The 23,356-nt window shown below is 69.6% G+C and carries 22 protein-coding genes; 11 read left to right on the top strand and 11 right to left on the bottom strand.

All coding sequences use genetic code 11. The annotated features are described in order from the left end of the window. Nucleotides 1-60: 60 nt before the first annotated feature. From ACIBX3_RS36370 to ACIBX3_RS36380, 3 genes are all read right to left on the bottom strand, one after another. Nucleotides 61-915 carry a TatD family hydrolase gene (locus ACIBX3_RS36370; RefSeq protein WP_397125056.1) on the bottom strand — a complete coding sequence of 285 codons (855 nt, stop codon included), beginning with the start codon at nucleotides 913-915 and terminating at the stop codon, nucleotides 61-63. An 84-nt stretch (nucleotides 916-999) separates the two neighbouring features. Then, nucleotides 1,000-2,781, bottom strand: coding sequence for a methionine--tRNA ligase (metG, locus tag ACIBX3_RS36375; RefSeq protein ID WP_397125057.1), 1,782 nt, complete (start codon nucleotides 2,779-2,781; stop codon nucleotides 1,000-1,002). A 231-nt stretch (nucleotides 2,782-3,012) separates the two neighbouring features. Next, complete coding sequence (locus ACIBX3_RS36380; RefSeq protein WP_397125058.1) at nucleotides 3,013-4,233, bottom strand: glycosyltransferase family 2 protein; 1,221 nt, start codon at nucleotides 4,231-4,233, stop codon at nucleotides 3,013-3,015. 171 nt (nucleotides 4,234-4,404) lie between these two features. On the opposite strand from ACIBX3_RS36380, the gene ACIBX3_RS36385 reads away from it, so the two are divergent. After that, nucleotides 4,405-5,880 (top strand): hypothetical protein, encoded by a 1,476-nt coding sequence (locus tag ACIBX3_RS36385; RefSeq protein ID WP_397125059.1) that lies wholly within the window; start codon nucleotides 4,405-4,407, stop codon nucleotides 5,878-5,880. On the opposite strand, the gene ACIBX3_RS36390 is transcribed toward ACIBX3_RS36385, so the two are convergent. Together ACIBX3_RS36390 and rsmI are read right to left on the bottom strand one after the other, a co-directional pair. Next, nucleotides 5,816-7,402, bottom strand: a complete 1,587-nt coding sequence (locus tag ACIBX3_RS36390; protein ID WP_397125060.1) for a dolichyl-phosphate-mannose--protein mannosyltransferase — start codon at nucleotides 7,400-7,402, stop codon at nucleotides 5,816-5,818. The genes ACIBX3_RS36385 and ACIBX3_RS36390 overlap by 65 nt on opposite strands. A gap of 8 nt (nucleotides 7,403-7,410) precedes the next feature. Continuing rightward, nucleotides 7,411-8,271, bottom strand: a complete 861-nt coding sequence (rsmI, locus tag ACIBX3_RS36395; protein WP_397125061.1) for a 16S rRNA (cytidine(1402)-2'-O)-methyltransferase — start codon at nucleotides 8,269-8,271, stop codon at nucleotides 7,411-7,413. Nucleotides 8,272-8,337: 66 nt separating this feature from the next. On the opposite strand from rsmI, the gene ACIBX3_RS36400 reads away from it, so the two are divergent. Continuing rightward, nucleotides 8,338-9,972: a dolichyl-phosphate-mannose--protein mannosyltransferase gene (locus tag ACIBX3_RS36400; RefSeq protein ID WP_397125062.1), complete on the top strand. Its 1,635-nt coding sequence runs from the start codon at nucleotides 8,338-8,340 to the stop codon at nucleotides 9,970-9,972. A 113-nt stretch (nucleotides 9,973-10,085) separates the two neighbouring features. Further along, entirely contained in the window at nucleotides 10,086-11,288 is a 1,203-nt protein-coding gene (locus tag ACIBX3_RS36405; RefSeq protein ID WP_397125063.1) for a hypothetical protein, read from the top strand. 57 nt (nucleotides 11,289-11,345) lie between these two features. Here the strand turns inward: ACIBX3_RS36405 and ACIBX3_RS36410 are convergent, their stop codons facing one another. Beyond that, nucleotides 11,346-11,744, bottom strand: coding sequence for a MerR family transcriptional regulator (locus ACIBX3_RS36410; protein ID WP_397125064.1), 399 nt, complete (start codon nucleotides 11,742-11,744; stop codon nucleotides 11,346-11,348). Between the two features lie 48 nt (nucleotides 11,745-11,792). On the opposite strand from ACIBX3_RS36410, the gene ACIBX3_RS36415 reads away from it, so the two are divergent. Beyond that, nucleotides 11,793-12,584: an MBL fold metallo-hydrolase gene (locus ACIBX3_RS36415; protein WP_397125065.1), complete on the top strand. Its 792-nt coding sequence runs from the start codon at nucleotides 11,793-11,795 to the stop codon at nucleotides 12,582-12,584. 13 nt (nucleotides 12,585-12,597) lie between these two features. After that, a complete protein-coding gene (locus ACIBX3_RS36420) occupies nucleotides 12,598-13,530 on the top strand; it encodes a DUF5996 family protein (RefSeq protein WP_397125066.1) in 933 nt (310 codons plus the stop codon). 360 nt (nucleotides 13,531-13,890) lie between these two features. Here the strand turns inward: ACIBX3_RS36420 and ACIBX3_RS36425 are convergent, their stop codons facing one another. Beyond that, a complete protein-coding gene (locus ACIBX3_RS36425) occupies nucleotides 13,891-14,574 on the bottom strand; it encodes a TetR/AcrR family transcriptional regulator (protein ID WP_397125067.1) in 684 nt (227 codons plus the stop codon). Between the two features lie 33 nt (nucleotides 14,575-14,607). Beyond that, nucleotides 14,608-15,039, bottom strand: a complete 432-nt coding sequence (locus ACIBX3_RS36430; protein WP_397125068.1) for a MerR family transcriptional regulator — start codon at nucleotides 15,037-15,039, stop codon at nucleotides 14,608-14,610. 45 nt (nucleotides 15,040-15,084) lie between these two features. Between ACIBX3_RS36430 and ACIBX3_RS36435 the strand changes: the two genes are divergently transcribed. Beyond that, nucleotides 15,085-15,681 (top strand): class I SAM-dependent methyltransferase, encoded by a 597-nt coding sequence (locus tag ACIBX3_RS36435; RefSeq protein WP_397125069.1) that lies wholly within the window; start codon nucleotides 15,085-15,087, stop codon nucleotides 15,679-15,681. On the opposite strand, the gene ACIBX3_RS36440 is transcribed toward ACIBX3_RS36435, so the two are convergent. From ACIBX3_RS36440 to ACIBX3_RS36450, 3 genes are all read right to left on the bottom strand, one after another. Beyond that, a complete protein-coding gene (locus ACIBX3_RS36440; protein ID WP_397125147.1) occupies nucleotides 15,676-16,911 on the bottom strand; it encodes an RNA polymerase sigma factor in 1,236 nt (411 codons plus the stop codon). The two genes, ACIBX3_RS36435 and ACIBX3_RS36440, sit on opposite strands and share 6 nt — an antisense overlap. Continuing rightward, complete coding sequence (locus tag ACIBX3_RS36445) at nucleotides 16,911-17,327, bottom strand: YciI family protein (protein WP_397125070.1); 417 nt, start codon at nucleotides 17,325-17,327, stop codon at nucleotides 16,911-16,913. Before ACIBX3_RS36445 ends, ACIBX3_RS36440 begins: the two co-directional genes overlap by 1 nt. Before the next feature lie 138 nt (nucleotides 17,328-17,465). Beyond that, nucleotides 17,466-18,437 (bottom strand): helix-turn-helix transcriptional regulator, encoded by a 972-nt coding sequence (locus ACIBX3_RS36450; protein WP_397125071.1) that lies wholly within the window; start codon nucleotides 18,435-18,437, stop codon nucleotides 17,466-17,468. Nucleotides 18,438-18,522: 85 nt separating this feature from the next. On the opposite strand from ACIBX3_RS36450, the gene ACIBX3_RS36455 reads away from it, so the two are divergent. The 5 genes from ACIBX3_RS36455 (at nucleotide 18,523) to ACIBX3_RS36475 (ending at nucleotide 23,270) form a co-directional block, all read left to right on the top strand. Further along, on the top strand, nucleotides 18,523-19,008 hold the full coding sequence (locus ACIBX3_RS36455) for a VOC family protein (RefSeq protein ID WP_397125072.1): 486 nt from the start codon (nucleotides 18,523-18,525) through the stop codon (nucleotides 19,006-19,008). A gap of 264 nt (nucleotides 19,009-19,272) precedes the next feature. Continuing rightward, nucleotides 19,273-19,677: a YbaB/EbfC family nucleoid-associated protein gene (locus ACIBX3_RS36460; RefSeq protein ID WP_397125073.1), complete on the top strand. Its 405-nt coding sequence runs from the start codon at nucleotides 19,273-19,275 to the stop codon at nucleotides 19,675-19,677. Further along, entirely contained in the window at nucleotides 19,670-20,032 is a 363-nt protein-coding gene (locus ACIBX3_RS36465) for a hypothetical protein (RefSeq protein WP_397125074.1), read from the top strand. Before ACIBX3_RS36460 ends, ACIBX3_RS36465 begins: the two co-directional genes overlap by 8 nt. A gap of 6 nt (nucleotides 20,033-20,038) precedes the next feature. Further along, the gene (locus ACIBX3_RS36470; RefSeq protein WP_397125075.1) at nucleotides 20,039-22,885 is read left to right on the top strand and encodes an ADP-ribosyltransferase; all 2,847 of its coding nucleotides are present in this window, start codon (nucleotides 20,039-20,041) and stop codon (nucleotides 22,883-22,885) included. Between the two features lie 16 nt (nucleotides 22,886-22,901). Beyond that, the gene (locus ACIBX3_RS36475) at nucleotides 22,902-23,270 is read left to right on the top strand and encodes a hypothetical protein (protein WP_397125076.1); all 369 of its coding nucleotides are present in this window, start codon (nucleotides 22,902-22,904) and stop codon (nucleotides 23,268-23,270) included. Nucleotides 23,271-23,356: the final 86 nt, after the last annotated feature.

The following is a 23,356-nucleotide window of genomic DNA, read 5'->3' on the forward strand; positions in this document are numbered from 1 at the left end:
TGACCGCCCGAACGCTAGCCGCACGGGCGGGCCCGCATCCACCGGTTCACCAAAAGATGGTCACCACTCGCCGAAGACCGTGACTCCGTTGGTACTGATCGCCTCGCACAACCGGTCCGAATGGATCCCCTTGACCTCGGCCAGGCAGCGCAAGGTGAGGGGGATGAGGTAAGGGGCGTTGGGCTTGCCGCGGTGCGGGACCGGCGGGAGGTAGGGGGCGTCGGTCTCGACCAGCATGAGCTCCAGGGGGGCGACGTCGGCGGCCTCGCGGAGGTAGGCGGCGTTCTTGTAGGTGACGGGGCCGGAGAACGACATGAAATATCCGGCTTCGGCGCACTTTTTCGCCATTTCGGCGTCACCGGAGAAGCTGTGGAACACCACCGTGTCCGGCGCGCCCTCCGCGGCCAGCACCTTCAGCACGTCGTCGTGCGCGTCGCGGTCGTGGATGACCAGCGCCTTCCCCGTACGCTTGGCGATCTCGATGTGGGCGCGGAAACTGGCGTGCTGGTCGTCCTTGCTCGCCCAGTCGCGGAAGTAGTCGAGCCCGGTCTCCCCCACCGCCCGCACCTCTGGACGCCCGGCCAGCGCCTCGATCTCGGCCAGCACCTCGGGGGTCGCCTCGTGGGCCTCGTTCGGGTGGATCGCCACCCCGGCGTACACGCCTTCCTGCCGCTCCGCCGTCTCCGCGTTCCACCGGGACGACTTCAGGTCATAGCCGATCGTGACGAGCCTGACCACGCCGACGGCGCGGGCGTCCTCCAGGATGCTCCGTACGGTGGTCTCCGCGGCCTGCGCGGCCTGCGCCACTGGATCCCCGGACGACGCCTGCCGGTTGCCGACCATGATGTCGAGGTGGCAGTGGCTGTCGAACACGGGCGCGGAAAGCGGCTCGGGAGGGGCGGGAATCTTGCTCACTCCCCCAACCGTAGCGGCACAGAGCACCTGCTGCGGATGGCGGCTGAACGCCGCCATCCGTAGCCGCTCCCCCGCGGCGCCGGGTCACTCGGCCAGGCGGGCCAGCTCCTCGTCCACGACCTTCGGGTCGAGCTTCTTGAACAGCGGCACCGGCGGCGCGAGCTGCGTGCCCGGCTTGATCGGCCGGTGCTCCCAGCGGGCCTCGCCGTCGTACTCGCCGGTGATGATCGGGTACGGCTCGCCGCCGTCCTCGTCCACCTCGTGGATCTCCGGCATGCCCGACCACACGCCCTCGCCGCCGAGCATGGCGTGGACCTTGTTGGAGGAGTTGGGCAGGAACGGCGTGAGCAGCGTCTTGGCGTCGTCGACCACCTGGAGCGCGACGTGCAGGATCGACTTCTGCCGCGCCGTGTCGTCCTTGAGCTTCCACGGCTCCTGCTCGGCGAGGTATCTGTTCGCCTCGCGGACCACGTCGAGCGCCTCGGTGATGGCGTTCTTGAACCTGGACCTGCCCAGCTCCGCGCCCACCGGCCCGAACGCCTTGCGCGAGCGCTCCAGCAGGGCCCGGTCGGCGTCGGTCAGGTCGCCGGCCTCGGGCACGGCGCCGAAGTTCTTCGCCGCCATCGAGATCGACCGGTTGACCAGGTTGCCCCAGGCGGCGACCAGCTCGCCGTTGTTGCGGTTGACGAACTCCTGCCAGGTGAAGTCGGTGTCCTGGCTCTCCGGGCCGGCCACCGAGATGTAGTAGCGCAGCGCGTCGGCGTCGTAGCGCGCGAGGAAGTCGCGCACGTAGATGACGATCTGGCGGGAGGAGGAGAACTTCTTGCCCTCCATGGTCAGGAACTCGCTGGAGACCACTTCGGACGGCACGTCGAGCGCGCCGAGCGAGCCCGGCGTGCCGCCGCGGTCGCCCCGGCCGCTGTAGCCGAGCAGCATCGCCGGCCAGATCTCGGCGTGGAAGACGATGTTGTCCTTGCCCATGAAGTAGTAGCCGCGGGCGTCGGGATTCTGCCACCACTGGCGCCAGGCGTCGGGGTCGCCGGTGCGCCTGGCCCACTCGATGGAGGCCGACAGGTAGCCGATGACGGCGTCGAACCACACGTAGAGCCGCTTGTTGGGCTGGTCGCGCCAGCCGTCGAGCGGGATCGGCACACCCCAGTCGAGGTCGCGGCTGATCGCCCGCGGCTGCAGGTCGCCGAGCAGATTGAGCGCGAACTTCAGCACGTTGGGCCGCCACTCGCCCTGCTTGGACTGCAGGTAGGAGCCGAGCACCTCGGTGAAGGCGGGCAGGTCGAGCATGAAGTGCTCGGTCTCGACGAACGTCGGCGTCTCGCCGTTGATGCGGCTCTTGGGGTTGATCAGCTGGATCGGGTCGAGCTGGTTGCCGCAGTTGTCGCACTGGTCGCCGCGCGCGCCGTCGTAACCGCAGATGGGGCAGGTGCCCTCGATGTAGCGGTCGGGCAGCGTGCGGCCGGTCGAGGGCGAGATCGCGCCCATCGTGGTCTTGGGGAAGATGTAGCCGTTGGCGTGGAGGCCCTTGAAGATCTCCTGCGTGACGGCGTAGTGGTTCTTCGTGGTCGTCCTGGTGAACAGGTCGTACGACAGGCCCAGGCCGGTCAGGTCCTCGGCGATGACCCGGTTGTAGCGGTCGGCCAGCTCCTTGGCGCTGACGCCTTCCTTGTCGGCCTGGACCTGGATGGGCGTGCCGTGCTCGTCGGTGCCGGACACCATCAGCACCTTGTTACCCGCCATCCGCTGGTAGCGGCTGAAGACGTCGGACGGCACGCCGAACCCTGAGACGTGCCCGATGTGACGGGGGCCGTTAGCGTACGGCCACGCGACGGCGGTCAAGATGTGCTGGGACATGTTCCTAAGCCTACGGGGATCCCTGTCCGCCTCGGACCGATTCCCGACTTACGACACGCCCGCGCATCCCGCGCGAGACGGCCGTTGGGAATGCAGCACCATCCGGCGATTGCGGGGCTGCCGACGGCGACATCTTCCGGACCGAAGCCGCGATGGAAGCATCGTGGATGTCGGCGGTGCCGGGAGTGTCGCGGCGGCGCCGTGACGACCACGGCACCGCGTAAAAGATCGTTATGCCTTTGACTTTTCGCGGGAGATCGCCTCCGCCGCCTCCTCGGCCACTGCGGCCGCGCGGTCGACGGGCGTCTCGCGGCTGCGGCGGATGCCGAGGATGCTGACGAACAGCGACGCGAAGATCGTCTGGAAGCTCACGATCAACGCCGTGGCCGACGGCACCACGATACGCAGGGACTCGCGCGGGTCCAGCTCACCGAAGCTCCGCACCTGCCAGTGCACCAGCGACATCACCAGGCCGACCAGACCCGCCAGCGCCAGCAGCCCGCCGAGGACGAGCCCCTTCTCCAGGGTCACGATGTCGATGATCTTACGGATCCGCGGCGACTCCGGCAGGAACCCCTCCTCGGCCGCATAGACCTTCGTGAACAGCGCGAACAACGCGGCCTGGAAGCCGATCACCACCAGCGCCGACGACCCGACCAGGGTGTCGACGTCGAAGGCGAGCTCGCCGATCTCCACCGGCCCGAAGGTCAGCGCGGTCCCCGCCACCAGGCCGATGATCATCATCAGCACGCCGGGATAGAAGAACAGCCACTTCGGGCTGTAGAGGAGCAGGAAGCGCAGGTGACGCCAGCCGTCGCGCCACGAGCGCAGGTGCGGCGGGCGGGAGCGGCCGTCGGGCGAGAGAGTCGTGGGCACCTCGCGCACGTCGAGCCCGGACAGGGTGGAGCGGACCACCATCTCGGAGGCGAACTCCATGCCGCCGGTCTGCAGCTGCAGCTTCAGTATCGAGTCCCGCCGGAAGCCGCGCAGGCCGCAGTGGAAGTCGCCGATCGCCGACGGGAAGAACAGCCGGCCGATGAACGACAGCACCGGGTTGCCGAGGTAGCGGTGAAGCGGGGGCATGGCGCCGGCGGCGATGCCGCCCTTGAACCGGTTGCCCATGACCAGGTCGGCGCCGTCACGCAACTGCTCGACGAACGGCAGCAGCGAGGTGAAATCGTAGGAGTCGTCGGCATCGCCCATGATGACGAATTTGCCGCGCGCCGCCCGGATGCCGCCCAAGAGGGCGTTGCCGTAGCCCTTCTCCTCGACGTGGACCACGCGGGCGCCGGCGTCGCGGGCAAGCTGTTGAGAGCCGTCCGTGCTGCCGTTGTCGGCGATCAGGACCTCGCCCTCGATGCCGTGCTCCTCCATGCACGCCAAGGCCTTGCGTACACAGACTTCCACGGTCTCCGCCTCGTTGAGGCAGGGCATGACCACCGTCAGTTCCACGTGTCTACCCTTCAGTTAAGGCTGTTCCAGTGAACCATCATGCCCTGTGCCCGAGCGTGTTCGGGTCAAGACCCAAAAACGACTGGCATTCTTTACAGCATGGTGAGCGTCGCGGAGATTACGCCTGTGGACCACTCCGCTCCTGGCCGGGTAGCACGTTGGCTGTCCTTCTTGCGCCGGCATCGGGTGTTCGCCGCGGCCTTCGGCGTCGGCGCCGTGCTGCGGCTCATCACCATGCTCGGCTACGGCCCAGCCATGTGGTTCAACGACTCCTACGAGTACGTCTCGGTGGCACTGCACCCGAGGCCCCACCCGATCAGGCCGGATGGTTACAGCTTCTGGCTGATGTTGTTGCAGCCGTTTCACAGCTTCTCGCTGGTGATCTTCACCCAGCACCTGATGGGCCTGGCCACGGCGTGCCTGATCTACGCGCTGCTGCGGATCAAGTTCAGGCTGCCGAAGTGGGGCGCGACGCTGGCGGCGGCGCCGGTGCTGTTCGACGCCTACCAGATCCAGCTGGAGCAGCTGGTGATGTCGGACACCATGTTCACGCTGCTCGTGGTGGGCGTGATCACGCTGGTGCTGTGGAAGCGGCGGCTGTCGTGGAAGGCGGGCGCGGTCGTCGGCTTCCTGCTGGCGCTGACCTGGCTGACGCGCTCGATCGGCCTGCCGATCCTGGCGTTGGTCGTGCTCTACCTGCTGGTCAAGCGGACGGGCTGGCGGCCGATCACGGCGCTGATCACGGCGTGCGCCATCCCGGTGATGGCGTACATGGGCTGGTTCGCCTCGGCGAACGGCAAGTTCGCGATGACCAGCAGCGACGGCCTCATCCTGTACATGCGCACGGCGATCTTCGCCGACTGCGGCAAGATGAAGATCGACAAGTACAAAGAGGTCCAGCTGCTGCTGCTGTGCATCAACGACCCGGTCAGCCAGCGCAAGGAATACGCGCAGTGGTACCTGTGGGGCCAGGGCAGCCACAACGGCGAGGCCACCGGCGAGGTGCTGCACCGGTGGGGCATCAACAAGAAGTGGAGCGAGATCACCAACGACGCGGCCAGCGCGTTCGCCACGCGGGCGATCCTGGCGCAGCCGGGCGACTATCTGAAGGTCGTCGCGCGTGACTTCTTCCGCTCGTTCCACTGGTCGCGCCCGCGCTTCCCCGACGAGAACACCTACAACATGTACCAGTTCAAGCCGTACGTCGAACTCGACGACAACGGCCAGCCCAAGCGGCTGCCGAAGTGGTCGTCGTACGCGGGCGGCAGGACCGACACCGACGCGTTCAGCTACGAGCAGGGCCCGCCGGAGACCCGCATCGTGCACCCGTGGGCCGACATCATGAGCGGCTACCAGAAGGTGTTCTACCTGCGTGGCATCATGCTCGGCGGGATCCTGCTGATCGGCCTGTACGGCGTCGTGGTGCGCTGGCGGAAATTCGGCGGCCCGGTGGTGCTGCCGTGGCTGGGCGCGGTCGGGCTGCTGCTGGCCCCGGCGGCGACGGCGGAGTTCGACTACCGGTACGTCCTTCCGGCCGTCCCCCTGGCCTGCGTGGCGGCGGCGATCACGCTGCGCAGGGGCGTCACTTGGGCGCGGCGGTCACCCAAGAGCGCATCAGCATCCGAGCCCACCAGTCTGCGTGTGTGATCGTCTCGGCGGTCAGCACCGGATAGAGCCACCAGAAATTGATCAGCACGATGAGCGCGAACGCCCCCACCGCCGCGGCTCCGACCGCCCGGCGGGTCGGGGCGGCGCTCTCCTTGCCCAGGACCAACCCCGCCGCCAGCACGATCGCCAGCACCATGAACGGCACGACGGGGATCATGTAGAACAGGTACATCGTGCGGTTGTCGGCGATCGCGTAGTAGAACCACGGCAGCCAGCCGGCCGCGAACGCCAGCAGCACGGCGCCGGCCCGCCAGTCGCGCGAGGACACGTACCACGCGATGAGGACGATCAGGGCGAGCACGGCGCCGTACCAGAGGGCCGGGGTGCCGACGCCGAGCACGGCCTCGGCGCACTTGCCGGCCCCGCACGCCGACGGCGGCAGGTTCGTCGGGTAGTGGAACGAGACGGGCCGCAGCAGCAGCGGCCACGACCAGGGCTCCGACATGTACGGGTGGTAGTCGTCCAGGCCGCTGTGGTAGCCGAGCACCTGCTTCTGGTACTCGAACCACGACCGCATCGAGTCGAAGAGGAAGTAGAACGGCCCGGAGGTGGTGGCCTGCTCCCACTTGCGCCCCCATCCTGCGGCGGTGGCGAACCAGCCGGTCCAGCTCGCCATGAACACCGCGGCGGGCGCGAGCGCCATCGCGGCCAGCCCGCCCGGCACGTCGTACGACAGCGCCCCCCGGTACGGCTCCCGCAGCCCCAGCGCTCGCCTGGCCCCCATGTCCCACATCAGGGTCAGCACCGCGAACGCCAGGAGGAAGAAGATCCCTGACCACTTGACCGCGCAGGCGGCCCCCAGGCAGGCCCCGGCGGCCAGCCGCCACGGCCGGAGCCCGAGCCGCGGGCCGAGCTCGGTGATGGGCGCGCTCTCGTACCAGGCGACCAGCCGGCTCCGCGCCCAGTCCCGGTCGGCCACCAGGCACGCGAACCCTGCCAGCACCCAGAACATCAGGAAGATGTCCAGCAGCGCCGTCCGCGACAACACCAGGTGCAGCCCGTCGAGCGCGAGCAGCAGCCCGCCCAGGCAGCCGAGCAGCGTCGAGCGGGTCATCCGGCGCGCCACCCTGGCCATGATCAGGATGGACAGCGTGCCCACCAGGGCGGCGGCGAAGCGCCAGCCGAACGGGTTCATGCCGAACAGCCACTCGCCGGCGCCGATCATCCACTTGCCCAGCGGCGGGTGCGCGACGAACGAGGCGCAGTCGGAGGACTCGGGACACTGTTTGAAGATGTCCAGGTTGCCGGTGATCAGGCGGTTGTCGGCGACGGGGTTCTTGGCGTCGCCCAGCATGGTCCGCTCGACGCCGTACCTGAGCAGCGAGTACGCGTCCTTGATGTAGTAGGTCTCGTCGAAGACAACGGCCTTGGGCTGGTCGAGCCGGACGAAGCGCAGGATGCCGCCGAAGGTCGCGACCAGGAGCGGACCGAGCCAGCCCAGCAGGGCGGATCCCTGGATCGGCGGGACCAACCGTCGCGGCGAAACCCCCCTGTTCCTCACGATGCGCACTATAGGCGTTTGTGAACTAGCTCATACAGCTCTCGTTTGGGGACGCCCGCCTCCTTGGCGACGTCGGCGATGGCCAGCTTGCGCTGCGCGCCCTCGGCGACCCTGCGGTCCACTTCGGCGACCAGCCCGTCCAGGTCCGGCTCCCCCGCGCCGGGCGCGTGGCCGGCGACCACGACGGTGATCTCGCCCTTGACCCCTGGGGCCGCCCATGCGGCCAGCTCGCCGAGCCCGCCGCGGCGCACCTCCTCGTACGTCTTGGTCAGCTCCCGGCACACGGCGGCCGGCCGGTCGGCGCCGAACGCCGCCGCCATGGCCTCCAGGGAGCTCGCCAGCCGGTGCGGGGACTCGAAGAAGACCATCGTGCGCTCCTCCCGCGCCAGCGCGGTCAGCCGGCGGGCCCGCTCACCGGGCTTGCGCGGCGGGAACCCCTCGAAGCAGAACCGGTCGCTGGCCAGCCCCGACACGGCCAGCGCGGTGGTCACGGCGCTCGGCCCGGGCAGCGCGGTCACCGTGATGCCCGCGTCGACCGCGAGCCGCGTCAGGCGGTAGCCGGGGTCGGAGACGCCCGGCATGCCCGCGTCCGTGATGACCACGACCGTGCGGCCCTCCTTGAGGGTCTCCAGGAGTTCCTGGGCTCGCGCGGCCTCGTTCTGGTCGTAGTAGGACACCACCCGGCCCGCGATCTCCACGCCCAGGTCGGACGCGAGTCTGCGCAGCCGCCTGGTGTCCTCGGCGGCCACGACGTCGGCGCTCCCGAGCACCTCGCGCAGCCGGGGCGAGACGTCACCCGCCTGGCCGATAGGGGCCCCTGCCAGCACCAACCTGCCGTCTTCAGTCACCTGACCATTGTGGCAGGGCATCCCAATTGCACCGTGTTTCTCCGCTCCCTACGTACCTATTCGGTGCGAGCCCCGTACGATGTCCGAATGGCGGTGACCGATTCCCCGTACCAGGCCTATGACACGTCGGAGGCCGGCGAGAGCCTGCCTCCGGCTCGGTCCGTGCGCGATCGGATGATCCCTCCCATGCGCGGAAGCGTGCTGTGGGGGTGGCTCGGCCCGCTGCTGGTCACCGTGTTCGGCGGGGTCCTGCGCTTCCTGAACCTCGGCCATCCGAAGGCCGTGGTGTTCGACGAGACGTACTACATGAAGGACGCGTTCTCGCTGATCACCTGGGGTGTCGAGCGGGTCACGATCAAGAACGCGGACAAGGCGATCCTGGCCAACAACACCGACATCTGGGAGAAGTGCACGCAGGAGACGCTCGACAAGTGCGCCTCCTACGTGGTGCACCCGCCGCTGGGCAAGTGGATGATCGGCGCCGGCGAGTGGATGTTCGGGCTCAACCCGTTCGGCTGGCGCTTCGCGGCGGCCGTGATCGGCACGCTGTCCATCTTCGTCCTCGCCAGGGTGGCGCGCCGGATGACCCGCTCGACGCTGCTCGGCTGCTTCGCCGGGCTGCTGCTGGCGCTGGACGGCCTGCACTACGTGTTGTCGCGGGCGGCGCTGCTGGACATCTTCCTGATGTTCTGGGTGCTGGCCGCGTTCGCGTGCCTGGTGACCGACCGGGATCAGGCCCGGGAGCGGCTGGTCGCCTGGTACGAGAGCTCGCCCCTGTCGCCGCACGGGCCGTCGCTGGGGATCAGGTGGTGGCGGATCGGCGCCGGGGTCTGCCTGGCGCTCGCGATGTCGGTCAAATGGTCGGGGCTGTTCTTCGCGGTCGCGTTCGCCGTCATGTCGCTGCTGTGGGACTTCGGGGCACGGCGGGCCCTGGGGCTGCGGCATCCGTACACGGGGGCGTTCAACAGGGACGTGCCGCAGGCGTTCGGGGCGCTCGCGATCGTGCCGTTCGTCACATACATGCTGACCTGGGTCGGCTGGTTCTCGACGAACACCGGCTACGGGCGCAACTGGGAGCAGGCCACGTCGACGGGCAATCCGTTCTTCTTCCTCGTCGACTCGATGCGGTCGTGGATCCAGTACCAGTGGCAGGTCTTCACCTTCCACAGCGGGCTGGAGAGCTCCCATCCGTACATGTCCGAACCGTGGCAGTGGCCGCTGCTGCTGCGCCCGGTCGCCTTCTACTACGAGGGCAAGCAGGACGCGTGCGGCGTCAAGGACTGCTCGGAGGCGGTGCTCGGCGTGGGCACGCCGGTCATCTGGTTCGGCGCGGTGGCGGCGCTGGTGGCGCTGATCGCCTACTACGTCTCCTCGCGCGACTGGCGGGCCGGGGCCGTGCTTCTGGCGTACGCCGTGGGCTGGCTGCCGTGGTTCTACTTCGCCATCTCCGACAACCGCACGATGTTCCTGTTCTACGCCATCCCGATGGTGCCGTTCATGGTCCTGGCCATCACCTTGTGCGCCGGGCTGCTGATCGGGCCGTCCGCGCCGACGGTCACGGGCGCCGTGCCGGTGCGACGGACCGTCGGGGCCGCCGTCGTCGGTGCTTTCGCTCTGCTAACGTTGATCAACTTCTGGTGGCTGCATCCGATCCTGTCCGCCGAGCTGATCCCCTACACGGAGTGGAAGGCCCGCATGTTGTTTGAAAAACGATGGATCTGACCCGGTAACAGCCTGCTCATTAGTGCATTCGTAGGGTAGTCACTGTGCAAGACCCAACACGCGCCGGATTCGGCCATCGTCAGGCCAGGGGTCGATACGGCAAACTTCGAGGCATGAGTGCACCGGATGTCACCGCCCTCCTCGCCGAGTTGGAGCGCTCTCACCCGGACCTGGCCGAAGACGCCAGAACGGCCGTCGAATGGCTGACGGGTGGGGAAGCCCTGGAGACGGTGACCCAGCTCGACGTCTGCGAGTTCCTCTGGTACACGTTGCCGCTCAAGGTGGGCGGCGACCACGAGCGACTGGCACGCTCGCTCGGGCGGCTGCTCCAGCTTGGTGGCATGGAGCGATATGCCGCGTTGTGCGTGTCCCCTACGACCCTGCAGATCCTGCGTACCTACGCCATGGAGGGCGAGGACGCGGGCACCAGCGCCTATCAGCAGGCGCTCGAGGCCACGGGCGTGCTCCCGCCCGACGTGCCCGAACTCCAGTGGAGCATGATCATGGGGCCCGAGGAGCTGGGCGCGCACCTCGCCTGCTCCGCCGCGCTGGAGCTGGCCATCGTCGCCGGCGAGAAGGTGGACCGGGCCGCGCTGACCCGCCGCTGGCTCACCGAGCCGCGTGCCGAGCTGGGCGGCGACAGCTGGCTCAACCGGGTGCACGGCGAGCGCCTCAACCGCTGGGTGCTGGGGCGCGGCCCGGCGCGGCGGGAGCTGGCGCAGCCGTTCGAGGTACGCCTGCACGCGCCCGTCACCCCGCAGCCGCTGCCCGCCCTGCACGGACTGCTCTCCCTGGCCGAGCGGGAGGGCACGCTGCCGCTGCGGCTGGCGCCCTCGCCCGAGGCGCTCAGGCTGCGCGAGCTGGCCGAGCGGGAGCTGGGCGCGATCAGCCGCGAGGGCACGCGGCTGGCCATCACCGACTACGGCAGGCGGCTGCTGAAGTCCCCCGATGCCATGTGGTCGGCGGTCACCAAGCTGCTGCTGGCCAGGGGCGGCCACGAGTTCGAGTTGTCGGCCAGGGAGGCCGCGCTCATGCTGCTCGCCGACGGCACGCTGATGTCGCCCGCGCAGCTGCGCGAGCGGGTCGCCGAGGTGGTCGGGGGCGAGGGCTGGCATCCGGCCACGAGCTTGGAGGACGTCGCCCGGCCGGTGGCGGAGCTGGTCGCCCAGCTGACGGCGCTGGGGCTGGCGTTCAGTGACGAGCTGGCGGTGCGGATGGACCGGCCGGGGCAGCTCGCGGCCCTGGCGGCGCTGCGGGCCCACGCGTTGCGCCCCAGGAAGTACGTCAGCTCAGGCCGGCCCACCGGCCCCCGCTGACTCGACTCATCCTCGGGGCTGCCAACGGGCTCACCCTCGGGGATTCTGCCAACAAACTCATCCTCGGGGCACCCGGCCGAGGGCGAGCCTGAATTCGGGGCATTCCACCAGCGGGTCGTGCTCGCAGACGGCCGCGTGGCGCAGACTGTCGCGCAGCCGGGTCAGCTGTGCGACCCGCGCGTCCACCTCGCGCTCCTTGGCCGCCATGCGCTCACGCAGCCGCGTGTCCGACGGCCTGGCACGCAGGAACTCGGCGATCTCACCGAGCGTGAACCCGGCGTCCCGGGCACAGGTGATCAGCGCCAGCCGCTCCAGCGTCTCCGGCCGGTACGCGCGCCGCAGGCCGTTGCGCCCCTCCGCCTGGATGAGGCCCTTGCGCTCGTAGAACCGCAGCGCGGACGGCGCCAGCCCGCTCCGCCTGGCCACCTCGCCGATGTCGAGCAACGTGTCCGTCATGAACCGGCTCCTTGACTTGAACCGCGCTTCAAGTCGCAGTCTAGCCGCATGCGAATTCACCACCTGAACCTCGGCTCCATGCGCGAGATCGACTCGCTCGACGGCCGCCCGGCCGCGCGGGCGGTATGCCACGCCCTGCTCATCGAGACCCCGGCGTCCGGGCTCGTGCTGGTGGAGGCCGGGCTCGGCACGGACGACGTAACCCGCCCCGGCGAACTGCTCGAACGCGAGTGGACCGAGCTCGTCGAGCCGGTGCTGGTGCCCGCCGAGACCGCCGTGCGGCAGGTCGCCGCGCTCGGCCACGATCCGGCCGACGTACGCCACATCGTGCTCACCCACCTGGATGTGGACCACAGCGGCGGCCTGCCGGACTTCCCCGGTGCCCAGGTGCACGTCATGGAGGCGGAGCTGGCGGCCGCCATGGCCGAGGCGCCGAGCCGCCGCTACCGCCCCGGTCACTGGGCACACGGGCCGCGCTGGGTCACGTACCCCGGCACGGGCACGACCTGGCTGGGCGTGGAGGGAGTGCGCCCGCTCGCGGGCCTGCCCGAGGAGATCCTGTACGTGCCGCTCGACGGGCACACCCGGGGGCACGCCGGGGTGGCGGTCAACGACGGAGACCGGTGGTTGCTGCACGCCGGGGACGCGTACTTCTACCACGGTGAGCTGCTCCGGGAGCCTGCCTCGCACCCGCTGATGGACATCGTGCAGCTCGACTCGCAGGTCGACGCCGAGCGCCGGGTGTCGAGCCAGGAACACCTGCGCTCGCTCGCCCACGACCACGGGGTCGCGGTCTTCTCCGCGCACGACCCTTGGGAGCTGTCCGATTACCTCAGGTAGTTACCCTGCTGTCATGGAACTGTTCCCGGCCATGCCGCTCGGCGAGTGGGCGGAGGCCAAGGAGACCTTTCACCGGTTCGCGCAGATCGTCGGCAAGATCCGGCTGTCGTCGAGCAACCGGCGCAACCACTGGTGGCAGGTGCCCTTCCATCCGACCGGGCGCGGGCTGACCACCAGGCCGATGGGCGGGCTGGGCGAGCAGCCGCTGTTCAGCATCGACTTCGACCTCGTGCGGCATCGCCTGGTAGTGGACGTGATCGACGGGAGGAGCGCTGAGTTCAGCCTGCTGGGGCGGTCGGTGGCGTCGTTCTACGAGCGGTTGTTCGAGACACTGGCGGGGCTCGGGATCCGGCCGGACATCCGGGCGGTGCCGTTCGACCTGGGGGACGACACGCCGTTCGCCGAGGACACGTGGCACGCGCGGTACGACCCGGTGCTGATCAACCGGTATTGGCGGATCCTGTCGCAGGTGGCGCAGCTCCTCGACCGGTTCGCCGCCGGCTTCGCCGGCAAGACGAGTCCCGTGCATCACTTCTGGCACACGTTCGACATCGCTGTGACGCGTTTCACCGGGCGGGTCGTGCAGGTCTCGCCGGACGCCGATCCCGTGACGCGCGAGTCCTACAGCTGGGAGGTCATCAGCTCGGGGTTCTGGTTCGGGGACAAGGAGCGGCCGTGGCCGGCCTTCTACTCCTACACCGCGCCGGAGCCCGCGGGGCTGGAACGGGAGCCGCTCCGTCCCGCTCAGGCCGAGTGGATCACGTCCCGCGGCAGCCATCTGGCGGTACTGCGCTATGACGACGTACGGGCCGTGGGGGATCCGGTGGCGGCCGTGCTGGAGTTCCTGGACAGCGCCTATCAGGCGGGGGCCCGGCTGACCGGGCTCGACGCGGAGGCGCTGGCCAGCCCGGGGGGCGTCACGGATCCGTACTACGCGAAGTCGTGAATACACGAGAGCGCCCGCCCTCCGGAGAGGGCGGGCGCTCAACGAGTGCGTACCGGTGTGCAGGTCGCCTCTCGGCGAAAGGCACAACGCGGCTCCAGCCGAACGGTAATCCGCGAAGGCAATAGGTGAGGCCCGGGGACACTGGACACACCGGCCACGATCTATGTAACCACACCTGCCGGCGGAACATTCCCCGCCCCGCCCGGCAATTTTCCGGTTCCAGGAGACGCTCACGCCCGCGGCGATGATCCGGGGCCGTCGATCATGGTCCTTGCGCGGGCCGGCCCGAAGGGGCCGCCGAGTTGCCCGGCGAGCATGGAACCCGCCGTGGCGGCGGCAATGTCGGCGTGGGGACGCTGTTCAGGGTGACGATGCGCGCGAGTGCGGTGCCGATGACGGTGACGGCTCGCCGTCCTTCAGAGCGCCGTGCAGGAACAGATCCACCAGCTCTGCGGAGGTGAGCGGGGTCCCGCCCCGGCCGGCCGCCATGGTCAGGAACTGGAAGGCATCGGCGAGCCGCTCCGGCGGGAGCCGCAGATCGTCGCGCTCGGGCTCGAACAGGCCGGCCAGTGCCTCGCGGGTGGCCGCCACCCGCGCCTCCCGCCCCGAAGCGGGCCGCCCTCCGGCCTCGTCGCGCCCTTCGGCGGCCGCGGGCCGGGGTGCGGTGGGATCGCCGCGACGGGCCCCGCCCGAGGCGGCCAGCGCGCCGACGACCGCGCCCATCCTTGACAGGTAGCCGCGCATCGCCTCCGCCGCCTCGACCAGTCGCTCGGTCAGCGGCAGGTCCAGGGAGATGGCCGACACGTGCGCGAGCGTGTCGTCGGGCCGCAGGGCCTCGGCCATGCAGGCGTCCAGCAGTGCGTCCTTGTCGCCGAAGGCCCGGAAGACGGTGCCTTCGCCGATGCCCGCCGCGCGGGCGATCTGGGCGGTGGTCACGGAGGTGCCGTACTCCACCACGAGGGGAAGGGCCGCACGGACGATCATCTCGCGGCGCTGTTCTGGAGTCATCGCCGGCGCACGTCGCCGGCTTGTCGTGTTCGTCATGACCACGACCGTACGGAGTGAGTACTCACTCCGTCAATTCACTTTTCCGTGCTCCGCGGCGAACTGGGCGAACGTGTAGCCCTCGAGGAGCTGGTCCACCATGCCGATCCAGTGCGGACACTCCCGGGCCGGGTGTTCGGCCGGGCATTCGATGGCCTGCCGTAACACCCACTGCGCCGCCTCGGCCCGGTGGATCAACTCCTCCAGCACGTCGATCTGCTCGGCCGCCGCCGTCCGCCACTCCTCTCCCGGCGCGTCCAGCACGGCTCCCGCGGTGTCCAGGGAGACGCCGAGTTGCTGCATCGTCCGCAGGAAGACCAGGCGCCGCAACTCCTGTCTGCCGTACATGCGGCGGCCACGGTGACGCGTCACGGGGACGACCAGCCCGCGTTCCTCGTAGTAACGCAGCGCGGAGGCATTCATGCCGAGGAGGCGGGCAGCCTCCCCGATGGGAACAAGGTCCATGCTCCCATTTGACTTCAAGTCGGCTTGAACCGCTTTGGTGGAGGTATGGCTACCAAGTCGTGGGTCACGGGCGGCCCGATCAACTCGCCCTTCGCCTCGCCCTCCGGGCTGATCGGCCGGCTGGCGGGGCGGTTCATGTACTACACCAACCGGCAGGACGAGGTCCTGCGCGTTCTCGGCGTACGACCGGGAGAGCACGTCCTGGAGGTCGGGTACGGCCCCGGCGCGCTCATCCGGCTGCTCGGCCGTACGGGCGCCGGCCGGGTCTGCGGCGTGGACCCGTCGCCCGACATGCTCACCATGGCGTCCCGCCGGGCGGGCGGGGCCGAGCTGCGGGTGGGCACCGCGTCCGACACAGGTTTCCCCGACGCGAGCTTCGACTGCGTGGTCACGGTGAACACGGTGGCCCTGTGGCCGGATCTGATGGACGGCCTGCGGGAGCTGCGCCGCGTCACCCGCCCGGGCGGCCGGGTGATGATCGCCTGGCACGGCGGCAGCGCCCCGTCCAGGATCGCGAGAAGCCTGCGGCTGCCCGAGGACAAGCTGGCGCGGATCGAGGAAGGGCTCTCGGAGCTGTTCGATGAGGTGAAACGGCATGAGCTGAAGAGCCTGACCGTCTTCGCCGCCCGAGACGGATCATGACCCCTTCAGCCGGGCGGCTCTGGCGTGCAGGTAGCGCTGCTGCGGGAAGCTCATGGCGCGCCTGGCGGCCTCCTCGTACGCCTCCCGTGCCCCCGCCTCGTCCCCGGCCATCTCCAGCAGGTGCGCCCTGACCGCGTACATCCGGTGGTCCCCGGCGACGCGCTCGTCGGAGCGGAGGCGTTCGAGCAGCTCCAAGCCGGCGTCCGGGCCGCGGGACATGGCCACGGCGACCGCGTGGTTGAGCGCCACCATCGGATTGTCCGACATCCGCATCAGCAGCTCGTACAGCGCCGTGATCTGCGGCCAGTCGGTCTCCTCCGCGCTCGGCGCCTCGTCGTGCAGCGCCGCGATGGCCGCCTGTACCTGGTACGGCCCGGGCGTCCCGCGGGAGAGCGCCCCCGTGACGAGCGCGACGCCCTCGTCGATCTGGGAGGCGTTCCACAGGCCGCGGTCCTGCTCGGTCATCGGGATCAGCGCCCCGTCGGGACCGGTACGCGCCGGCCGCCGCGCGTCGGTGAGCAGCATGAGCGCGAGCAGCCCGGCCGCCTCGGCGTCCTCCGGCATCAGCCGGTGAACCATGCGAGCCAGCCTGATCGCCTCGGCCGCCAGGTCCGCGCGCTGCAGGTCGGGCCCGGACGTGCTGGAGTACCCTTCGTTGAAGATCAGGTAGAGCACGTGCAGCACCGCGCCGACGCGTTCGGCGTGTTCGCGCGGCAGCCGGAACGGCACGCCGCTGTCCCTGACGCGCTGCTTGGCCCGGGTGATGCGGCGGGTCATGGTCCCCTCGGGGACCAGGAACGCGCGGGCGATCTCCGCGGTGGTCAGGCCGCCGACCGCGCGCAGCGTGAGCGCGATCTGGGAGGCCGGCGACAGCGACGGATGGCAGCACATGAACAGCAGGATGTGCGTGTCGTCCGAGACGGCGACCGGCTGGTCGGCGGCCGGCGTCAGCCAGTCGTCCGGCAGCGCCCTGGCGGCCACGGCGTCCTCCCGCCGCCGGCGTGCCTGCTCGCTGCGCAGCAGGTCGGTCAGCCGCCGTGAGGCCACCGTGATCAGCCAGGCGCGCGGGTCGTCAGGTACGCCCTCCTCCGGCCACTGGACGGCGGCGGCGAGCAGCGCCTCCTGCACGGCGTCCTCGGCGGTGGCGAAATGCCCGTAACGCCGTACGAGCGCGCCGAGGACCTGCGGCGCCAGCTCGCGCAGCAGGGCCTCGGCACCGACGCTTCTGATCAGAACCCCAGGTCGGCGCTGGAGTCGACGAGGGGCCGGACGTCGGCGTAGGTGTCGGCGTACGCGTCCCCCGGGTACGGGCACTGGCCCAGGCGGACGGCGATCTCGGTGGCCCGGTCGAAGCTCTCGCACTCGACGATCCAGTAGCTGGCCAGCACCTCCTGGGTCTCCGCGTAGGGCCCGTCGGTGACGAACGGGACGCCGGCGCGCGACCCGAGCCTGCGCGTGTGGACGGGCGCGGCCAGCGCACGGGTCTCGACCAGTTCGCCGGACTCCTCCAGCTCCTTGTTGACGGTCGTCATGAATTCGACCATGGCCACCAGATCTTCCTGGGACGAGGCGGGCACGCCGTTGTCCTTGCCCGACATCGCGTCGTAGTCCTGCTGGGAAGCGTAGGAAAGAATCATGTACTTCATGGCTGGTGTCCTCTCTTCTGTGCCTTTCACGAGGGACGTCGGAGCCGGGACGGCGAACCGGACCTCATGCCGGGACTTTTTCTGGCTGGCAGGATCGTAGGCGTGTCATACGCAACCACCGCGGACGGCGTCAAGCTGTCACGGCACCGGTGGCAGCGACGGACCCGGGCGCCGGCCGGCCGCCCGGGTGAGGCGGGCGGCCAGCGTACGCAGGTGCGCGACCAGCTCGGGCGGCTCGTGCACCTCGAACTCGCAGCCCAGCCCCAGCAGCCGGAACGCGAGCCAGTCCAGGGTGTCGCCGTGCGCGCGCAGCCGGCAGGTCCGCTCGTCGACCTCGGTGACCTCGCCCAGGCTCCTGATGTGCTCCGTGACGGGCGCGTGCAGCGTGACGTCGGCCTCATACGTGGGCGCCGACGAATAGAGCTTGTCCCGCACGTACGCGGCGGCGTCCTCGGCGGGCGGCTCGCGCGGCGTGATCCTGGCGCCCGTCGCCCGCAGGTCCGCGATGCGGTCGATGCGGAAGATCCGCCAGTCGTCGCGGTCGCGGTCGTGCCCGAGCAGGTACCACTGCCGCCCGGCCGCGACGACGCGATGCGGATCGACCAGCCTGGCGCTGGTGGCGCCGTCGCCGGCCCGGTACGCGAACCGCACCCGCTCCCGGTTGGCCACGGCCGCCGCCAGCATGGTGAGCTGCGCGGGGTCGACCTCGGGCGCCGGGACCGCCGGCATCGGCACGGTGGCGCCGCCCAGGGATCGCACCTGATACCGCAGCCGGGACGGCAGCACCTGCTCCAGCTTGGCCAGCGCCCGTACCGACGCCTCCTCGATGCCCTGCACCGGGTGCCGGGCGGCGGTGGACAGGCCGACCGCGATGGCCACCGCCTCCTCGTCGTCCAGCAGCAGCGGCGGCATGGCCGCGCCCGCCACCAGCCGGTAGCCGCCGTCGGCGCCCATGGTGGCCTCGACCGGGTAGCCGAGGTCGCGCAGGCGCTCGATGTCGCGCCGGATCGTGCGGCGGCTGACGCCGAGCCGCTCGGCCAGCTCGCCGCCAGGCCACTCGCGCGGGGTCTGGAGCAGCGACAACAGGCTGAGGAGACGGGCTTCGCTCATGTAATCCAGAATGCCCGTCCATGTAGGACAGGATCTGACCTACTCCCGGAATAGCGTGCTCTTATCCGCTTCTTCAGGAGGAATCATGACCGTCAAGCCGATCCCCGAGGGCTACACCACCATCACGCCATGGCTGATCGGCCCCGACACGGCGGGGCTCATCGAGTGGATCAAGAACGCCTTCGACGCCGTGGAGCTGGGCCGCTTCACCGACGAAAAGGGTCGTATCGGGCACGCCGAGGTGCGGATCGGGGACGCGATCGTGATGCTGTTCGACGCGGCGCCCGGCTGGCCCTCGACGCCGGGCTTCCTGCGCCTGTACGTGCCCGACGCCGAGGCCACCCACCGCCGGGCCGTCGAGGCGGGCGGGACGTCGGTCACCGAGGTCACGCACCTGTACTTCGGCGACCGGGTGGGACGGGTCCGGGATCCGTTCGGGAACCTGTGGTGGATCCAGACCCACATCGAGGACGTCGCGCCGGAGGAGCTGGAGCGCCGCATGAGCGACCCGGGGTTCACGAAGGCGATGGAGTACGTCCAGAGCGCCGACTTCTTCCCGGGCAGGTCGTGAGCCTGCAGCGCCTCGCTCCGCCGCGAGCAGCCGGGCGACCGCCTCGAGGGTGAGCGACTCGGCTCCTTTTCAGCTCCAGAGGCTCGCCGCGCTGCCGGAACAGGCGCTCCAGCGAGGCGGGAACTGCGACGTGAACCTGTGCCGCGTGTTCGGTTAACCGCAGATGACAAGATCCCCAACTGGGGGAGCTAACGCCAAAGAACTACTGAGATGCCGGATATCGTCCTCTGGCGTGGGTGCTCCAAGAACGAAAGGGCACGCTTGTTGAACGACGAGTTCCGGCTGGCCGTGGAAGGGCTGGCCGCGGAGTACAACCGGCAGGCCGTCCAGTTGCGAGAGGCGTACGGCAAGCTGTCCGAGATGACGGCGACCGCCGAGTCTCATGACCGCATGGTCGCCGTGACCGTGGGCCCTCGTGGACAGGTGCAGAACATCAAGCTGGACCCACGGGTGTACCGCAAGCTCTCTCCGTCGGAGCTCTCGCGGGCGATCATGGAGCAGATCGGCGCCGCCACGAGTGAGGTGGCCGATCGGACGAAAGAGCTCATGGAGCCGTTCATGCCGAAGGGCCTGCCCTTCGGCGATGTCTATGGCGAGAGCGCGAGCTTCGAGTCGTTCCTGCCTCAGCCGGTGAAGCTGCCCCCGCCCGATCATGACGAGCATGGGTAGCGGTGGGTCCGGCGGCTACCAGGTCGCCTGGCAAGGCCTGCGGAAGCGGTCGGCTCGCGCCGGCGACGACGTCGACTTCCTGGTCGAGCAGCGCGACATCCTGATGCGGACGTTCGAGGCCGAGGGGAACCCGCTGGGGAAGGACCAGTACGGAGTGGAGCTCGAGCGGAACCTTCCCAAGGTCAAGCAGCAGGTTTTCGATGCCTTCGACGTCTACATCGATGAGATGGAGTACCTGCGCGACGGGTTGTCGGGCAACGCCCGATACTACGAGGAGGCCGAGGATCCTTGGAGTTCGCCGGGCGGCGAAGCGCCGCCCGCGTACGAGACCCCGCGATTGTCCGAGGACTGGTGAGTTCTCGTGGGGTTCGACGGCTTCCTGGTGCCTGACTGGGCCAAACCGTACGTGGGCTACGCCGTAGGCATGGACTGGCCCGAGGGTGACGAAGACGGCTGTTTCCGGCTGGCCGACGCCTGCGCGGCCGGCGCGCGGGCCGTGGGCGCCCAGGCTGGGCTGGCGGGAATCGTGAAGCTGGAGAGCGGGAGCGAGGACTGGGACGGCGACGCGCTGAAGGCGTTCGTCGAGTACGCCCGCAGCGTGGCCGACCCGGCCCTGGCAAAACTCGTCGAGGAGCTCGTCTCGGCCGCGATCAACTTCAACGAGCTCGGTGTCCAGGTCGAATACACCAAACGGATGATTGAGGTCTCCGTCTGGTTCCTGATCTTCCAGGTCGGCTGGCTGCTGGCCATGGCGTTCGGGCCGTGGGGTGCGCTCTCCTTCGCCCTGATCGGCAGCCGGGTGCAGCTGACCCGGCTGGTCATCGCCCAGCTCGGCAAGCGGCTGCTCATCAACGTCGGCCTGTTCGGCACCCTGCTGGCCGGCATGGACCTGGCCGTGCAGGCCTCGCAGGCGCGACGCGACCATCTCGACTGGGAGCAGATCATGACGTCCGCCGGGACGGGCGCCCTGCTGGGCGGCTTCCTGACGGTCTTCACCGGACTCTGGCCCGCCAGATCGATGTGGGGGCTGATGGCCAGGTCAGGACTGGCCAGCGGGGCGACCGACCTGTCCCTCCAGCTCGCCAGTGGGCAGCCTCTGGACGGGGAAAGGCTGCTGAAGAACGTCACCTCAGGCATACTGGGCGGCGCCGACGCGCACTGGGCGAGCTGGGCGCCCGGCGTTCACCACATCGATGGCCCCACCACCCTGAACGGCGCCTCCGACAGGGGTCACGGCTCTTCCGGCCACGGTTACAGCTCTTCCGGCAACGGTCACGGCTCCTCCTACGGGGACGCGAGCCACTCGTCCGTCACGCCGGAGTTCACGTCCCTGTCGTCCGCGGCGCCCACGCACACCACCCAACATGCCGGCCCGTCAGGGGCCATGGCGGAGCCGACGTTCAAGGTTGGGCCGGGGACGGACGGCACGTCCGGGCAGCACGTGACCAATCGCCTGCCGCCGGACACCCTTGCGCAGGCGAACGGCGGTGGGACCGCGTTCGCGGGCGTGGGAAGCAAGCAGGATGTCATTCCCGCCAAGCTCGACCGCAGCGTCGACTCCCTGATCAACAGAACTGCGACCGCCGACGCGCCCAGCGCTTCGAGGCCCGGCGAGAGCGGGCTCTCCGCGAGTGCGAAACCGGAGGGCCTGGGCCCGTCTACCCTTGCGGCCCAGGCGACGCCGTTCGCCACCCCGCAGCACGCGACGGGGCCGGGCGCAGCGCCACCGGGCCCGTTCCAGATCCTCGCCGACCCCGGCAAGTCGGGCGATGGGTACGTGGCGTCCGGGCACTGGGGCAAGTACGGCGCCGCAGGCGTTCTGATCCAGGCCATCGACACCAGCGGACAGCCGCGCTACCTCCTGATGCAACAGAGCCAGTACGTCTCCAACGCCGGCAAGTGGCAGTTGCCCGGTGGAGCACTCGACAGCCTGGAAACCCCCGTCCAGGGTGCCGCCCGCGAGCTCAGCGAAGAGCTCGGCGTCGATCAGGCCTATCTGAACACGCTCGAGCTCAGCGGCGCACTCCCGGTGGAGGCCGCGAAGGGCTGGACGTACACCAACCTGGCCGCCAAGGGGGAAATGTTCACCCCGAAACTCGACACGTTCGAGACGAGTGGGGCCAAGTGGTTCAAGCTTGACGAACTCGCCGCCATGGCGAACAACAAACAGTTGCATCCCGCCCTGGCAAAGGCCCTTCCCGATCTGCTGGGGCTGTTCCATCAGGACACCCGCGCCGACGCCGCCGCTCCCGCGAAGACCGCCCGAGCCCTGCCGGACCACGGGACGACGAGCAACGCTGCGCCGATCCACCACTACCCCAGTACGGGGATGGCGTCCCGGATCGCGCCGCCGGTGGATTTCAGCTCCTCGAAGCTCCCTCCGGCCGGCCATCTGATCGTCCCCGGAAACCCGGATCCGGTCCCGGTGCCACCGAAACCGGATCACGCACCGGCGTTCCCGAAGACGCCGGACCTACTGACGCCGCCGCCGAAACCGGCGAATCCGCCGCTGCCCTTCTCCGGCCTCACGGCCAACGTGGCGAAGTCGCTCGCCGCGGACACCATCCACCGAACCGACTCCAACCTGTTCTACACCGCGCCGGCTCCGCACGTCCCCATGGACGCGCCCTTCGGCGCCCGGCTGGTCGGCACCTCGTTCGGGGACGCGATCTGGGGTCCCGTCATCAAGACGCTGCCCGACAACGAGGTTCGGGCGGTCAGGCATTACTCCGACCATGGTTTCCGAGACATCAACGACTTCCTCCGGGCACGCGGCGACGCGCTTCCCAGCGGGTGGTCGACGGTGAAGAACTACTACATGAACCCCGGCCTCTTGGCGAACATCGAGCGCCTGAACCACGCCCTGAGCCGGCAGCCGGTACCGGAGACGATCGACGTGTTCCGGGCCGTGGACCTGACTGACGACCTCTTCACCGTACCCATGGAAGAGCTGCCGGGTACCGTGCAGAGAGACCCCGCCTTCATGTCGACCAACATCGGCAGGAGTGCGATTTGGAGCAGGGAGGTCATCCTGCATCTGCGGGTGCCCGAGGGCACACCTGCCCTTTACGTGGACCCGATCAGCGAGCATGGGGGCGAACGGGAGTTGTTGCTGGGCACCGGCCGTTCATGGTTCGCCGAGGACGTACGGCTGAAGAACGGCCGGTGGCACGTCTTCGGCTGGATCCTCCCCGAGGGCTCCGAGTGACGAAGGAGAAGCAGCGGTGTCTCTGAAGGACGAACCCCGGTTCCAGACCGTGTGGAGCCCGGAGAGCTATCCGCGGACGACCTCCGCCGCCGTCCGCTACGTCCCGGTCGTCATGCGCGAGACCGTCATCGGCTACCTGTGGGCCGCGGTCACGGACGACGCGGCCCGGTACGTCCGGCGGGAGAACGGCGGGGAGGCGGCCGTCAACGCCGCCATCGTGTGGACCCAGCGCCTGCGCTGGGCGAAGGCCAACGGCCTCACCCCCTTGCAGGCGCTGCGGCACTGGGCTGGACAGCAGGAGGACGACCGGGCGGGCATGGTGCCCGCGGGCGTGGAGTTCGAGCTGCCTACGCTGCGGGAGCTCGAGGAACTGGCCGCCGAGTGAGGTAGTACGTCCAGAGCGCTGAGGGCGCTGCATGGCCTCGTCCGCCGGCCAACGCATGGAAGATCCGGCATCGGCGTCTCTCTGTC

The sequence above is a fragment of the Nonomuraea sp. NPDC049480 genome (genome assembly GCF_044465905.1).
Lineage (GTDB): Bacteria > Actinomycetota > Actinomycetes > Streptosporangiales > Streptosporangiaceae > Nonomuraea.

What these genes read in the sequence shown, in the direction of transcription:
- ACIBX3_RS36435 (WP_397125069.1), top strand. Translation starts at nt 15,085, where the DNA reads ATGGCTACCAAGTCGTGGGTCACGGGCGGCCCGATCAACTCGCCCTTC.
- ACIBX3_RS36400 (WP_397125062.1), top strand. Translation starts at nt 8,338, where the DNA reads ATGGCGGTGACCGATTCCCCGTACCAGGCCTATGACACGTCGGAGGCC.
- ACIBX3_RS36405 (WP_397125063.1), top strand. Translation starts at nt 10,086, where the DNA reads ATGAGTGCACCGGATGTCACCGCCCTCCTCGCCGAGTTGGAGCGCTCT.
- ACIBX3_RS36450 (WP_397125071.1), bottom strand. Translation starts at nt 18,437, where the DNA reads ATGAGCGAAGCCCGTCTCCTCAGCCTGTTGTCGCTGCTCCAGACCCCG.
- ACIBX3_RS36425 (WP_397125067.1), bottom strand. Translation starts at nt 14,574, where the DNA reads ATGACGAACACGACAAGCCGGCGACGTGCGCCGGCGATGACTCCAGAA.
- ACIBX3_RS36430 (WP_397125068.1), bottom strand. Translation starts at nt 15,039, where the DNA reads ATGGACCTTGTTCCCATCGGGGAGGCTGCCCGCCTCCTCGGCATGAAT.
- ACIBX3_RS36465 (WP_397125074.1), top strand. Translation starts at nt 19,670, where the DNA reads ATGGGTAGCGGTGGGTCCGGCGGCTACCAGGTCGCCTGGCAAGGCCTG.
- ACIBX3_RS36455 (WP_397125072.1), top strand. Translation starts at nt 18,523, where the DNA reads ATGACCGTCAAGCCGATCCCCGAGGGCTACACCACCATCACGCCATGG.
- ACIBX3_RS36410 (WP_397125064.1), bottom strand. Translation starts at nt 11,744, where the DNA reads ATGACGGACACGTTGCTCGACATCGGCGAGGTGGCCAGGCGGAGCGGG.
- rsmI (WP_397125061.1), bottom strand. Translation starts at nt 8,271, where the DNA reads ATGCCCTGCCACAATGGTCAGGTGACTGAAGACGGCAGGTTGGTGCTG.
- metG (WP_397125057.1), bottom strand. Translation starts at nt 2,781, where the DNA reads ATGTCCCAGCACATCTTGACCGCCGTCGCGTGGCCGTACGCTAACGGC.
- ACIBX3_RS36415 (WP_397125065.1), top strand. Translation starts at nt 11,793, where the DNA reads ATGCGAATTCACCACCTGAACCTCGGCTCCATGCGCGAGATCGACTCG.
- ACIBX3_RS36420 (WP_397125066.1), top strand. Translation starts at nt 12,598, where the DNA reads ATGGAACTGTTCCCGGCCATGCCGCTCGGCGAGTGGGCGGAGGCCAAG.
- ACIBX3_RS36445 (WP_397125070.1), bottom strand. Translation starts at nt 17,327, where the DNA reads ATGAAGTACATGATTCTTTCCTACGCTTCCCAGCAGGACTACGACGCG.